The following is a 12,523-nucleotide window of genomic DNA, read 5'->3' as shown; positions in this document are numbered from 1 at the left end:
GAAAATTAAATATGGTCCCTTGGTCAAGCGGTTAAGACGTCACCCTCTCACGGTGAAATCAGGAGTTCGATTCTCCTAGGGACTACCAAAGATCAAAGAATGGCTCAGCTACAATAGTTGAGCCACTTTTATTTTTTGATTTAAGGTGTGCTTTTTTAAAATTTTACACCATTTTTACACCATAGTTTTAATATCAGCTAAAATGTCTGCTGATTTCTCCTTTTCTTTTTTTAAAACATGAGTATAAATATTGGCAGTTATTTCAATACTGCTGTGACCTAATAGCATAGAAATAGTTTTTAAAGGTATATTATGTTCAAATTGCTTAGTGGTATACGTATGTCTTAAAGCATGAAATTTTTTGTGAGGAATATTTAAGGACCTTAAGAATTTTGACCATGTTTTGTCTAAGTTTCCAGCGTTAATTAAGTTACCTTGTTCACTTAGAAATATGTAGTCTAAGTTGTCTTTGCAGTAGCTACTACCAGCTTTTAATTTTTCTGATTTTTTAATTTTAATTGAAGCTTTGACTATTTCTACTAATGATGCTGGAAGTGGAATTGTTCTTTTAGAGTTTTTGCTTTTTGGTTCTTGAACTATAGTTTGTTTACTTCTTTTATTGTTATCATCAAAAATTGTAGTAGTTGCCACAGTTCTTCTAATATGAATTTCTTTTAACTTATAGTCAATGTCATTTTCTTTTAAGCCAATTATTTCTCCACGTCTCATTCCTGTTGATAAAGAAAATAGAGCAATGTATTTAATTTTAGAGCTTTCAGCTTTAACGATTTTTGCTAGATCTTCATTATTGAATACAGGTATATGCCTTTCAGATACTTTATCTGAGTTCTCTTTTGGAATAGCAATCTTTTTCCCACCACATGGGTTCTTGAGAATATACCCACAGTCAACCGCATAATTTAAAAATTGTTTTAAAAATTTATTTACATAGTTAATTTGATTGCTGCTTTTGCCTTGCCTAAATAGCTTATTATAATATCTCTGTATTTGTATTGACTCCAATTTATCTAAACTCATACATCCTATAGGAGAATTTTCTATGTAATTTCTATATAATCCTTCATATCTTGCAAATGTAGTTGGTTTTATATTACCAGACATTTTTACAACTTCAAATAACCAACTTTTTAATGTTTGTGCAAGCCACATATTTTTTGTATCTTTTAAACCAGCATTCATGTTATTTATGTAGTCTAGTTTCTTTTTTTCAGCTTCTTTTCTGCTTTTACCAACAAATTGTTTCCTAATTCTTTTTCCATCAGCATCTATACCAATATCATAGTTTATTCTATAATACTTTTTCCCATTAGAAATAAAGTTTGTTTTTGTTGCCATTTAAATACCTCCTTGATAGAATTTTTGTTCGATATAAAATTAAAAAATATATAGGAGACATTGCTCCTGATAAGATTTTTACTTATGCATGGATTTTTGTTTTATTTCAGCGTCATAGTAGATCACCTTTTCTGATTTAAATCCCATAGGAGGAGGTCCACCTAACCAACGGCCTGTTTTTGCCAGTTCAATCATATTATCACGTACACGTTCAGCGATGGTTTCACGCTCTAATTGTGCGAATACAGAGGCCCTTACTTACCCATAGGAGTACTTGTGTCAAATTGTTCCTTTATGCTTATAAAAGATATATCATGTTGCTGTAGTAATTCAAGGGTGCTAGAAAAGTCAGCAACATTTTCTACTTACACGGTCAAGTCTATAACAGACTAAAGCATCAAATTTCTCATTCTTCGCATCTTTTATCATTTGTTGAAACTGAGGCCTGTCTATATTTCCACCACTAAAGCCTTCATCTTCATAAATTATAAATTCAATTTGTTCATCAAAATTTTTATTGCAGTATTATTTACACATTTCAATTTAATTTTCTATAGATTCACCTTTACTAGTGAACTTTGATTTCCTGCTATATATTGCTACTTTCATTATTAAATACCCCCAATATTAGTATTTAATAAGTTAATTCTAGCAAACACATGTTTGTATGTCAAAACAGATTATGTGGGAAAGTTATATATAAAGCCTTACCTTTTATATATAACAGTGTGTTTTGATAAGCATATAAAGTAATATAGAAAAATAATTAAAATGTTAATTGGAAGCCAATGAAATGTATGGAGTGCTTAGAAGTATTGCTTACAGGATAAGAAAAGAAGTTATAAATTACATATTAGAGTTAGGTGTGGTCAAAATGACTACGCCTAAAGTTATTTGAAGAATAAGCAGACATTTATTTTAGGTAAAAATTAGAACAATATAAAGATATATAAATACAATGATATTAAAAAACAAGTCATATGTTGACGAACGAAAGTTAAAGGATATTGATTCATATTGTAGAAATATTATCTAAAGAGTTGATGTAGGTAACATTATATATGAGTATAGAATTTGGTGAATAAAAGATAACCTTAAAATAGAAAAATTATTTTTATATACTGAATATTAATTTTTAAGAGGTGAGTAAAAGTGTTTCTGAAAATTGAACCAGGAAATGGAGCTGTAATAGGTGCTATAATAGCTGCAGGAATTTCTCTTATAAGTGCATTTATAAATATTTTTATTGTAATTAGCCAGTCTAAGAAGCAAAGGACTGCTGAAATTATAACAAGTAATAGAGTTGAATGGATGCAAAAACTTAAAGATTATATATCTGAATACTTAAGTAAAGTTAGATATTTTTATGATACGACTTTTCCTGAAAATCTTAATGAGTACTTTGGTGACTTGGGAAATATAACTGCAAAAATTGAATTACATTTAAATTTTAAAGGAAAGCAAGATAAAAAAATTATAAATATAATTCAAGAATTAAATAAGTCTTTAGAAACATTTCTACAACTAAAAAAGTATAATATTTACAGCAATCATGAAAAAAAGAAATTTGAAGGACGCAAAAAACTTATTCAGTTCTATTTTTATAAGGATAAAGATTTGGAAATGACAAAGAAGACGTTAGCTAATGTATTAATAAAGAATAAAATTATTTTTAAGAGTGAAAAAGAATTTAAACAATATATTAAAGATATTGTTCAAAAAGAAGACTTTGGTAAATTGGGTTTTGATATATGTAATGAATTGGCTAGTTATATTAATAATGATATAAAAAAATGTGTTAAAAAAGTAAAGTATAGTTCACAATTAATAATGCTATTAACTCAAGTATATTTAAAGACTGAGTGGGAAAGAGTTAAGGTTGAATCAAAAAAAGGAGATGCAAGTAAATTTAATTTTGATGAAAAATATAATGAAATTAAGCAAACAGTAAAAGATAAAATTTCAGAGTTGGAAAAATTAGTAGAATGAATTGTAGGGTACTCTTGATGTCTCAAAATAAATATGAATGGAACCAATATATATATTATACATATTGGCAAGGAATTAAGAGTACGTAAAAGGAGATCATATTTAATGAAATTTTTGAAATAGTAAGGATATTACAAATAAGGCCTAGAGCAGTGGATTTGTTTTAAGTTTTATTTTTTTGTAAAAATTAGCAGGAATATATAAATTATTGGAGAATATATGTTGATAAAGGGGGGTATTTATTATGAGTAATTATTTTGAAGATGATGTACCAGAAAAATTAGAAATAGGTAAAAGTTATACAGAAAAGGAATTATTGATTTTTGTTGTTGAAAATGAAGACTCAGTTATTCTTTGTGAAGATATTTCAATGTTTGATGAATGTTCAACTCGAAAACATACTGTTAAAAATATAATAAAGGCATATCCTCATTACTCTACAGGGAGGAATTATCAAATTGTATCTAAGCCAAAAACATATTATGTTATTTAAATCTGAAATATAGTCAGGGAAAATAAATAGCCACTGACTACGTTCGGAATTAGTGCTGACAACTACCAATACAATGTGTACAATTATCATAACCCTGTAGATGAGTTTGAGATAAAGTATCTGTATAGAATGTTCTTATATGTTCAGTCTTGATATTATTTATTTAACAATCATCTTGGTTAGTATCTAAATTATGAATTCCCATTGTATTACGATTGCCAATAAAATGGTTACCATTAAAAGGAGGAGAGACATGAATTTAATAGATGCTATAGTGAAATGGTCATTTATAATAATAATAGTCTATACTTGTTATGAGGCAATTTTTAAATGGTATAAGAATATGAATATATATGATATTATGAATTATTATCTAAAACATTATGAAAAATATGTTATGTGTATAAGTGCCTTAAAAGACATTGATATATCAATAAATAATGCGAATGAACTTATATCAGAAATTATAAAAATATATGGGGAGAGAAAAGAAAAAAAATTAATTATATCAGATAAACTACAAATTAAAAATATTATTAATAATTTAAATAATACTAAAGTTTCAATAATACCTTGGATATGCTCATTGATAACTATTGCTGTATCTATTGGAACAGCAATTTTAAATACAAGTACATTTAAAAGAATAGATGATAATACTAAGATTCAAACTTTGATTTATCTAGTTATAGTTATCATGGTTGGAATTACTGCAGAAATAATAGCAAATGATATTAAGGAAATAAGTGAATCTAGAAGATTAAGTTTTTATCAATTGTGCCTAGAAATAATTGATGATGTGGAAAATAGTAAATTTAATGATGAAAAATTAGAAATTGCTGATGAAAAAATTAGAAATAATAAGTTTTTTCTGAGAATGATAATTTTGATAGTGAGTATTATTATACTTATCTTTATTTTGAAAGGAGTTGAGCCTAAAATTATGAATTCCTTATTAGGAGCTATTGTTGGTGCACTAGTTGGTGGCGGTGTTACTTATTTATCTCAAAAATATTTTAGAATAATTGATGATGAAAAAAAAGAAAAACATTATGCTTCAGTGTTATATTATGATCTGGTAAGTATTGAAGACTATATAAATAATGAAAGGGGATCTGTGGATATAAGATATTTTGAAGATTGGCAACATATAGTTGCTAATTGTAATTTCTTAGAGTCATCAGATGTACAAGTCATTTACAGATTGTATGATCTTGTTTATAATTTTGACTTTGAATTTAAAGAGCGTAAACGTAACAGTGATGTTAGAAAAGAAAACATAGATGCATATAAAGAGTTAAAACATCTCTTAAACAATAAGCTCTTAGAAAATAGTGATACTGAAAAATTTTATGATTATAAAAATATGAAATCCAAATTACATAAAAAAAGTATATAAGAGGTTATTCACAAATTGATTTATAACCTCCTGGTATATATAGTTAATCTAAAATATGGAATTTTATGCCTAACACACCGAGTTGTTTTTCATCTGCAGACGAATAGATAGAAGATAACTCCTGTAAAAAGACATTTTTATCTTTTTTACTGATCCCCAAGTCTTTAATGTCAATTTGAGATAATAAACATTTAAAAGAAGAAAATTTAGTTATTTTATCTACAGATACTTTAATAGATTCACTGTGATTGGACATTTTAAAAAATATGATAATATCATTTATTGATAAAGATTTTCTTTTTGTATCGTTTAGTCTAACTTCGATTATTTTGCGATTTAATCTAATAAGATCAAAATATTTTTCTTGTAATCTCATGGTATGAACCATATGTATTCCTCCAATATATAATTAATAAATGATTATAGCATAAAAGGAACATATGTTCAAAAACAAATTTTACTAACTGTTTAAAGACTCTAATTTCTTAGATAACAGAAAGATTGAGGGGCCTTGAAGTCCGGTAATATGCTTGATGGATCTATAGGATGATCATATATCCATAAGTCATCTATTTTTAATGCGTATGCTACAGAATTATTTTTGAAGTATTCCTTGTAGTATTTGTATGTTATGCCAGCTTTTTTATTAGTTTTTGACCAAACTTTATCTACATCACCTGATACAATTTTATTTACTTTAAATTCACCTATAAAGACACCTGCAGGTTTTGTAGAATATATTATAACGGATTCAATATTTTGTTTAAAAACTTTTTTTCGAAATTCATACTTTTTTTCGCCTGATAGAATTTTATTTACAAATTCAGGTTTAATGGATAATATAGCCTTCATTTACTTCACCTATTTCAATTATTTTTTTTAGCTGATTAGAATTTAATTTAAAGAATCCCCAATATGAGGATGAATCTAATCCTACATTTTCAATTAAATCTTTGTTAATTATACGTTTTTTTAATGCAACATTATATGTCATTTTTATTATATAATAACCGTGCTTTGAATAGAATATTTTTTCTAACCTATCATCAGGAAAAACGCTATAATTTTTACAATACTTTTTAAAGTCCATAAAGTTATTAAATGTTTTAGTAGATTTAACATCTTCAACAGTACATATACTAGTAGCAACAGAGCGAAATTTTGCAAGTCCTGGTTTATCTGAAGTTCTATAGATTAATAGTAAGTCGTTTTTCCTTAAAGAGGCCACCTGTCGCATTTTACAAATATATATTTTTTCTATGCTATTTGTATGAGATACATCTTTAACTATGTCAAAAGGTTCGTTATTTAGCTTAGAATCTGGAAATAAATTAGTATGGTATTTTGGATAAATGCCTAATAAATATATATTGTTAGTATTTGGATTTATTCTAGGATAATCTAAAAGTGTATCATTATTTATTGATTCTAGGTCTTTTACTAAGACAAATTCTATTCCATTTGAAGTTGTTTTTTTACCATATTTATAAAAACCATATTTTTCTAAAAGCTTAATAAGTTCGGGATGACTTTCAAAAACAGTTACATAAATTGTATTAGCTTTAACATCTATTGCATAATCAATACTTTTTTTAATAAATCTTTCTCCTAATCTAGTTCCATGTGGGTTAATTTTTAATGTACCGATTTTGATTGCTGATTGAACATTTAAGATAGGATCAACATCTTTTATAGGTCCTTTTTCTATCTTTAGATATAAAAATCCTTCAATTTTGTTATTGATTTTTTGAATATATGCTTTTTGATTTTGCAATGTTTTTCTATGGAACCAATCTATAAATTCCTTATAATCATTTTTTAATGAATCAAAAAATGGATCATTTAAATTTATACTTGCAAAGTATTCGTAAGAAAAACTTTCTGACATAATATAGCCCTCCTTCATAGTGTAATATTGTTAATATTTATTAGATCTATGCTAACTAAGTTCTACATAAATTTTCTAATTCCTTCAAAATTATAAAAAAATGCTATGAGTAGGAGTAAAATGATTATGTAGAAAAATAAGTAAATATGTGGTAAAATATTATTTAAAAGGAAGGATAAAAGTTGGAATACTTAAAGAGTGAGAAAATTAAAAAATTATATATATCTAAAAGTAAAAATTACAAAAAACTAGGATTTAACCTTGTACAAGCCTTAAAGATATTACTAGATGAGGCAGGTATTAGTTATCTTACAGTATGTTATAGAATTAAAGATACTAACTCATTTATTGAAAAAATTGAAAGAAAAAATTATTTAAAACCTTTTGAACAAATTGAAGATATTTGTGGAATTAGAGTTATTTGTTATTATAAAAGCGATATAGATAAAATATGTCAAATAATAAACAAAGAATTTAAAGTCTTAGAATCTCAAGATAAAGAAGAATTATTAAAGCCAGATCAGTTTGGATATAGGTCATATCATTTTATAGTTAAAATAAAAGATGAGTGGTTGTGTACTCCTAATTATAAGGGACTAGGTGATTTAAAAGCAGAAATACAAGTAAGAACTAACTTAATGCATACATGGGCTGAAATAGAGCATAAATTAGAGTATAAAAAAGAAGAAGATATTCCTAAAGAATTTAAAAGGAAGTTCTCATTTTTAAGCGCAAAGCTTGAAGAAGCCGATGAACAATTTGAGTCTTTAAAGGATGATATTACAGATTATAGAAATAAATATAAGGAGAAAATATTAGATGCTGAAAAAAATAATATTGATCTATCTGAGTCAAGTGATGAAGTAAATCTTGATAACTTGCAAGCATTTTTAGATTGTTATTTTAGCGATAGAAAAGGAAATGTTAGAGGTGTAAGTGTAACAGTTTCTGAGCTTAACAGATATAAAATCAATATTCCGATGTTAACTAAGTTTTACAATAAATACAAAGATACGATATTTGAAATAGAAAGAAATCTATTTACGTCTGGTAGAAGAATTATATTTCTTACCCAGGTAGGAGCATTAAGAATACTATTAATGTTAGCTGATAATGAATATTTTAAGGATACTAAGTATTTTTTATATTATAAAAATGAAATTAGTAAATATAAAAAATGATAAAATAGGTAAATAATATTTTGTTAAAAAATTAGGGGTGATAGGTGTAGAAGATAAATTAAGAGTATTTAAATTGGAACAATTAAAAAGTATGGATACACCATGTTTCAATGCCTTTGTTTGCATATTAGAGAATAAATATAAGTTGATTTTATATATTATAAAAAAGATACATATTTTATGAACTTAAACAGTGAGGATGATATAGATGAGCAAAAAACAAATTTATAAGTACAAAGATTATGTTGATATAGAAGGAATTTTAATAAGTAAAGAGCAAGGTTATAGATATTCATTATTTATACCATTTAAAGAAGCTAGAAACAATAAATATGTTATTGTAATAATGAAAAACCCTAGTGAAGCAAATAAAACTATATCAGATAAATCTATTAATAATGTGCTTAATTTTTGTTATAATAAATATGACGGAGTTTATATTGCTAATTTATACCCATACTGCACATCTAATCCTAATAATTTGAAATATTTTATAGAACTAGAATCATATGGTGAAAAAATGAAAAAAAATCTTCAAGTTTTAGATACATTATTGAAAAAGACAGATGAAGTAATTGTTGCTTGGGGAACTAGCAGTAAAGGGAAAAAGTGTGAACAAAGTTATAAAAGTATTACAAAGATTCTTTCAGATAAGTTAAGTGAAACTAAAAAGAAAGTTTATGCTATGCGATTTATATCAAGTAAAAATCCTTGGCATCCACGAAATTGGGAAGAGGGTTTTAACTTAGAACTTTATGAGTTGAAAAAAATAGTACGTTAATTACAATTTCGGTTGAGAGTAAATAATAAAAATGGATCTATAACCAATATAACTCCATTTATGATACATGGCCATTATATAACTCATCTACCACAATTCTATTCTTATACATATACTGCGTGTCCAAGCCCTATGATATAATATATTTTAGACATAATTTGTAATTCATTCTGTTATTTATATAAAGACAATGGATTAAAGAGAAATTCACAGTTGTAATTTATTGTATAAGAAACTAAAAAGGAGGTTACTTCTTATGGATTCAGATATAACTCCATTTGTAATAGGAGCTTTAGGCGGCATTTTAATGATAATTTTAGGTTATATAAGCAATAAAGAGGATGAAAAAGAAAATAAAAATTGATACGTATTTTCTTATATTGTTTACTAACTAAGGCCACATCAAGATATTAATTCCAGCATGTGATCTATTTTTATACATATAAACGTTCATTTTAACATTGATTAAAATTTATAAAGAATTTTAGCCAAACCAAATTCATTAAATATAAAGAAACGTCCTAAAAACATAGCACAAATAAATATAAAAGGTTCTATTTCCAAATAACTTGTCTTTATATCTTTCTTTTGCACTCTATTAAGCATCTTATATAAACAATAACCTACTATTGCTCCCAAAGTATTCAGTATGAAATCATCAATATCCGTACATCGAGTATTGAAAAGCTGACTTAATTCTATTAATATAGAAAAATAACTTCCAATAATTAGGGACTTCCATTTGTCCCAACTTGTCCAAATTAGTGGAATTAAAAATCCAAGAGGAATAAACAATATGATATTTAAAACATACTCTACTATATCTATATTTCCAGAAAAGGGTATTAAATTAATTTCATTTGGGTTTATTTTCAATCCATACATTTTAATATTATATAATGTTCCAGCACCCGTAAAATGTAGAACTCCAAAAATATAAACTGCAAAAATAAAATTCCAAATTAAATTTCTTTTTTTATTTCTCATTTTATCTTTTTTAAATACTGCATATAGAATCACATATGTGATAAAAAACGGAATTAAAACAGAAAGCATTTCATATCCAATCAAACCCCAATTACGTATATCACTCATTATAGCTCTCCTTTTCTCATACACATCAAACATGTATGCCATAACATAAGTAGCTTGTACCATATAAGTACATTACATGTCCAAATCCTATATGTAATACTATTTTGTTTTATTGTTACTCAAAGCTATTCCTAAAGCAGCACCAATTGATATTCCTAAAGCAAGATTATGGAATGATGTCCCAAATACAATTCCTAAACTTATTCCAACAGCTAAATAATTATAACTTTTTTTATTTTCTCCTTCATTCTGTTCCATAAAAAAATTCCTTTCTCAATAAATCAATTGCCCTATTTATTAAATTTATATTCAACTAATTTCTCGTTAACTCCAAAATATGATGCAATTTGGCTTTTACACATATTTTCTAAAGAATATTTGTCAATGTCTTTTTCGTCAATTAAAAGTTCAGCTGCAAACTTGTTTGCTTCATTTTCAATTCTTCCCCTGGGGGAAATAACGTATATTCTCTTATAAAGCAAGTGGATCTATGGTAGTGAAGCAGAGCATGTCCTAATTCATGTGCCAATACAATAACTTTTTCAATTTCGTTTAATTTAGAGTTTATTACTATATATTTATTTGTTATTAGACTAATGTAAAACCCCTTAGTATTTTCCCCTATATCTTCATACCTTAAATCTATTCCTAAATATTTAATTATTCTTTCAGGATCTTTTGTGTTATATCTTTGAATAAGGTGTTTTACTCTTGCATGAATGTTTATCATAAAAAAACACCTCTATCATTTTTTCTTTTTCCTTCCAAATTTTTCTTTGTTTTTAGCTTTTGCATCCCAGTATAGCTTATTTATTACTGTAACTAATTTTTCTTTATCTTCTTCACCAACTTCGTCATCCATCATAAAAGCTTGAGCGTGTTTTATCACTTCATTATGTTGCTCTATATCTTTTTTGGTGACTTTATATTTATCTGAGTATTCTTGTGGAATATTAATTTTAGGTTCTTTGGTATCAGTAAGTCCCATTAAATAATCAAGAGAAATACCAAAATATTCAGCTATTTTTTTCTTAACAGTATCACTAGGAACTCTTTTATCTGATTCATATTGAGATAATGTAGTGTTGCCTATATTAAGTATCTTAGCTAATTCTAATTGACTTATTGATTTTTCTTCACGCAGATTTCGTATTCTATTACCTAATGTATAGTTTTTCATTTTGTTAACTTCCTTTCACAATTAGTGAACTTAAGTTTATTATACCAAATTGATTTTTATAAAATATACTTTTTCACAATTGGAACGGAAAATAAATCAAATATGGAGGGATGGAGATTGTATAAAGTATTAGCAAAGACTAAAGATATGACCGAATTAGAATGGTTAAAAAGCAGACAGCAGGGTATTGGCGGATCTGATGCTGGAGCAATTCTTGGAGTAAATAAATAGAGAACACCATTTCAGGTATATATGGATAAAACTCAAGAAATAAATGAACCTAGTGAGCAGAGTGAAGCTGCTTACTGGGGAACTGAACTTGAGGATCTTGTTGCAAGAGAATTTTCAAAGAGAACAGGTAAAAAGGTCAGAAGGAGAAACGCCATACTTCAAAGTATTAAATATCCTTTTATGACAGCTAATTTAGATAGAGAGATAGTGGGGGAAAAGGCATTACTTGAATGTAAAACAGTAAATACTTTTGGAGCTAAAGAGTGGGACTCCGAAGAGATACCGGCAAGTTACTTAGTACAAGTCATGCACTATCTAGCAGTAACAGGATATGAAAAAGCATTTATAGCTGTTTTAATAGGCGGGCAAAAGTTCCTTTATAAAGAAGTAGATAGGGATGAGGAGCTTATAGAAATGATTGTAAGTGCGGAAAAGGATTTTTGGGAAAACTGCATAGTTAAGAAAGTATCGCCTCCACTAGACGGATCTAATGCAGCAGAAAAATATGTAAAGGAAAGATATAAAGATTCTGATTCTGGAATTAGTGTAAATCTAAAATCTGAATATAAGGATAAAATTAAGAATTATTTTGAACTTAAAAACACGATTAAGGAGCTGGAGGCACAGGCATAATGGCTAATCCAGCATTTACAACACTTATGGACAGTTTAAACGCACAGATACAGGCTTTAAACAAAACTGGTTTTAAACTTTATGATGAAGATAATCGTGAGTGTTTTATAAATAAAGTTAAATATGATGGTGATGATGATAAATTAATTTGTGAATTTGAGGAGGAGAACTATAGGGTTTCTAAGTGATAATTTAACTTATACTAGGAAACTTCTAGCATAAGCTAATGAATGAATCTTAGCAAAATTAGAATTAAGTTCGTCAAAAAGAATTTTAATATCTGATACTAATTCCCAT

14 protein-coding genes, 1 tRNA gene and 2 pseudogenes are annotated in these 12,523 nt (G+C 26.8%); 8 read left to right on the top strand and 9 right to left on the bottom strand.

From position 1 onward, the window contains the following. Window positions 1-13 precede the first annotated feature (13 nt). Window positions 14-88 (top strand) — tRNA-Glu (locus CLRAG_RS01165). 86 nt (window positions 89-174) lie between these two features. On the opposite strand, the gene CLRAG_RS01160 is transcribed toward CLRAG_RS01165, so the two are convergent. Further along, the gene (locus CLRAG_RS01160) at window positions 175-1,356 is read right to left on the bottom strand and encodes a tyrosine-type recombinase/integrase (RefSeq protein ID WP_065076691.1); all 1,182 of its coding nucleotides are present in this window, start codon (window positions 1,354-1,356) and stop codon (window positions 175-177) included. Window positions 1,357-1,437: 81 nt separating this feature from the next. Beyond that, window positions 1,438-1,965: pseudogene (locus CLRAG_RS20060) on the bottom strand (recombinase family protein); the annotation flags it as partial. Window positions 1,966-2,508: 543 nt separating this feature from the next. On the opposite strand from CLRAG_RS20060, the gene CLRAG_RS01155 reads away from it, so the two are divergent. The 3 genes from CLRAG_RS01155 (at window position 2,509) to CLRAG_RS01145 (ending at window position 5,237) form a co-directional block, all read left to right on the top strand. Beyond that, window positions 2,509-3,345 (top strand): hypothetical protein, encoded by an 837-nt coding sequence (locus CLRAG_RS01155; RefSeq protein ID WP_065076690.1) that lies wholly within the window; start codon window positions 2,509-2,511, stop codon window positions 3,343-3,345. Between the two features lie 244 nt (window positions 3,346-3,589). Beyond that, on the top strand, window positions 3,590-3,838 hold the full coding sequence (locus CLRAG_RS01150) for a hypothetical protein (RefSeq protein ID WP_065076689.1): 249 nt from the start codon (window positions 3,590-3,592) through the stop codon (window positions 3,836-3,838). Between the two features lie 253 nt (window positions 3,839-4,091). Then, entirely contained in the window at window positions 4,092-5,237 is a 1,146-nt protein-coding gene (locus tag CLRAG_RS01145) for a hypothetical protein (protein ID WP_065076688.1), read from the top strand. 43 nt (window positions 5,238-5,280) lie between these two features. On the opposite strand, the gene CLRAG_RS01140 is transcribed toward CLRAG_RS01145, so the two are convergent. The 3 genes from CLRAG_RS01140 to CLRAG_RS01130 all read right to left on the bottom strand — a co-directional run bounded on the left by CLRAG_RS01140 (window position 5,281) and on the right by CLRAG_RS01130 (window position 7,125). Next, on the bottom strand, window positions 5,281-5,625 hold the full coding sequence (locus CLRAG_RS01140; protein ID WP_065076687.1) for an ASCH domain-containing protein: 345 nt from the start codon (window positions 5,623-5,625) through the stop codon (window positions 5,281-5,283). Window positions 5,626-5,714: 89 nt separating this feature from the next. Beyond that, window positions 5,715-6,089, bottom strand: a complete 375-nt coding sequence (locus CLRAG_RS01135; RefSeq protein WP_065076686.1) for an ASCH domain-containing protein — start codon at window positions 6,087-6,089, stop codon at window positions 5,715-5,717. Next, complete coding sequence (locus tag CLRAG_RS01130) at window positions 6,067-7,125, bottom strand: GNAT family protein (RefSeq protein ID WP_065076685.1); 1,059 nt, start codon at window positions 7,123-7,125, stop codon at window positions 6,067-6,069. The genes CLRAG_RS01135 and CLRAG_RS01130 overlap by 23 nt, the downstream gene beginning before the upstream one ends. A gap of 182 nt (window positions 7,126-7,307) precedes the next feature. Between CLRAG_RS01130 and CLRAG_RS01125 the strand changes: the two genes are divergently transcribed. Both CLRAG_RS01125 and CLRAG_RS01120 read left to right on the top strand, forming a co-directional pair. Further along, window positions 7,308-8,306 (top strand): GTP pyrophosphokinase, encoded by a 999-nt coding sequence (locus CLRAG_RS01125; RefSeq protein WP_065076684.1) that lies wholly within the window; start codon window positions 7,308-7,310, stop codon window positions 8,304-8,306. Window positions 8,307-8,514: 208 nt separating this feature from the next. Then, window positions 8,515-9,087 (top strand): DUF1643 domain-containing protein, encoded by a 573-nt coding sequence (locus tag CLRAG_RS01120; RefSeq protein WP_065076683.1) that lies wholly within the window; start codon window positions 8,515-8,517, stop codon window positions 9,085-9,087. A 465-nt stretch (window positions 9,088-9,552) separates the two neighbouring features. On the opposite strand, the gene CLRAG_RS01115 is transcribed toward CLRAG_RS01120, so the two are convergent. The 4 genes and pseudogenes from CLRAG_RS01115 to CLRAG_RS01105 form a co-directional block, all read right to left on the bottom strand. After that, the gene (locus tag CLRAG_RS01115; protein ID WP_065076682.1) at window positions 9,553-10,182 is read right to left on the bottom strand and encodes a VanZ family protein; all 630 of its coding nucleotides are present in this window, start codon (window positions 10,180-10,182) and stop codon (window positions 9,553-9,555) included. Window positions 10,183-10,281: 99 nt separating this feature from the next. Further along, window positions 10,282-10,440: a glycine zipper domain-containing protein gene (locus CLRAG_RS20800; protein WP_167351545.1), complete on the bottom strand. Its 159-nt coding sequence runs from the start codon at window positions 10,438-10,440 to the stop codon at window positions 10,282-10,284. A 32-nt stretch (window positions 10,441-10,472) separates the two neighbouring features. Then, a pseudogene (locus tag CLRAG_RS01110) lies at window positions 10,473-10,912 on the bottom strand (ImmA/IrrE family metallo-endopeptidase). 15 nt (window positions 10,913-10,927) lie between these two features. Then, window positions 10,928-11,362, bottom strand: a complete 435-nt coding sequence (locus CLRAG_RS01105) for a helix-turn-helix domain-containing protein (RefSeq protein ID WP_065076681.1) — start codon at window positions 11,360-11,362, stop codon at window positions 10,928-10,930. Between the two features lie 252 nt (window positions 11,363-11,614). Here CLRAG_RS01105 and CLRAG_RS01100 point away from each other — a divergent pair, with 252 nt between their 5' ends. Both CLRAG_RS01100 and CLRAG_RS01095 read left to right on the top strand, forming a co-directional pair. Then, window positions 11,615-12,226, top strand: a complete 612-nt coding sequence (locus tag CLRAG_RS01100; RefSeq protein WP_065076680.1) for a YqaJ viral recombinase family nuclease — start codon at window positions 11,615-11,617, stop codon at window positions 12,224-12,226. Continuing rightward, the gene (locus CLRAG_RS01095; protein ID WP_065076679.1) at window positions 12,226-12,414 is read left to right on the top strand and encodes a hypothetical protein; all 189 of its coding nucleotides are present in this window, start codon (window positions 12,226-12,228) and stop codon (window positions 12,412-12,414) included. The genes CLRAG_RS01100 and CLRAG_RS01095 overlap by 1 nt, the downstream gene beginning before the upstream one ends. Window positions 12,415-12,523: the final 109 nt, after the last annotated feature.

It is taken from the genome of Clostridium ragsdalei P11 (genome assembly GCF_001675165.1).
Taxonomy (GTDB): domain Bacteria; phylum Bacillota; class Clostridia; order Clostridiales; family Clostridiaceae; genus Clostridium_B; species Clostridium_B ragsdalei.
This window is presented reverse-complemented; position numbering and strand designations above follow the sequence as displayed.

What these genes read in the sequence shown, in the direction of transcription:
- CLRAG_RS20800 (WP_167351545.1), bottom strand. Translation starts at nt 10,440, where the DNA reads ATGGAACAGAATGAAGGAGAAAATAAAAAAAGTTATAATTATTTAGCT.
- CLRAG_RS01095 (WP_065076679.1), top strand. Translation starts at nt 12,226, where the DNA reads ATGGCTAATCCAGCATTTACAACACTTATGGACAGTTTAAACGCACAG.
- CLRAG_RS01160 (WP_065076691.1), bottom strand. Translation starts at nt 1,356, where the DNA reads ATGGCAACAAAAACAAACTTTATTTCTAATGGGAAAAAGTATTATAGA.
- CLRAG_RS01150 (WP_065076689.1), top strand. Translation starts at nt 3,590, where the DNA reads ATGAGTAATTATTTTGAAGATGATGTACCAGAAAAATTAGAAATAGGT.
- CLRAG_RS01130 (WP_065076685.1), bottom strand. Translation starts at nt 7,125, where the DNA reads ATGTCAGAAAGTTTTTCTTACGAATACTTTGCAAGTATAAATTTAAAT.
- CLRAG_RS01120 (WP_065076683.1), top strand. Translation starts at nt 8,515, where the DNA reads ATGAGCAAAAAACAAATTTATAAGTACAAAGATTATGTTGATATAGAA.
- CLRAG_RS01115 (WP_065076682.1), bottom strand. Translation starts at nt 10,182, where the DNA reads ATGAGTGATATACGTAATTGGGGTTTGATTGGATATGAAATGCTTTCT.
- CLRAG_RS01100 (WP_065076680.1), top strand. Translation starts at nt 11,615, where the DNA reads ATGGATAAAACTCAAGAAATAAATGAACCTAGTGAGCAGAGTGAAGCT.
- CLRAG_RS01140 (WP_065076687.1), bottom strand. Translation starts at nt 5,625, where the DNA reads ATGGTTCATACCATGAGATTACAAGAAAAATATTTTGATCTTATTAGA.
- CLRAG_RS01135 (WP_065076686.1), bottom strand. Translation starts at nt 6,089, where the DNA reads ATGAAGGCTATATTATCCATTAAACCTGAATTTGTAAATAAAATTCTA.
- CLRAG_RS01145 (WP_065076688.1), top strand. Translation starts at nt 4,092, where the DNA reads ATGAATTTAATAGATGCTATAGTGAAATGGTCATTTATAATAATAATA.
- CLRAG_RS01105 (WP_065076681.1), bottom strand. Translation starts at nt 11,362, where the DNA reads ATGAAAAACTATACATTAGGTAATAGAATACGAAATCTGCGTGAAGAA.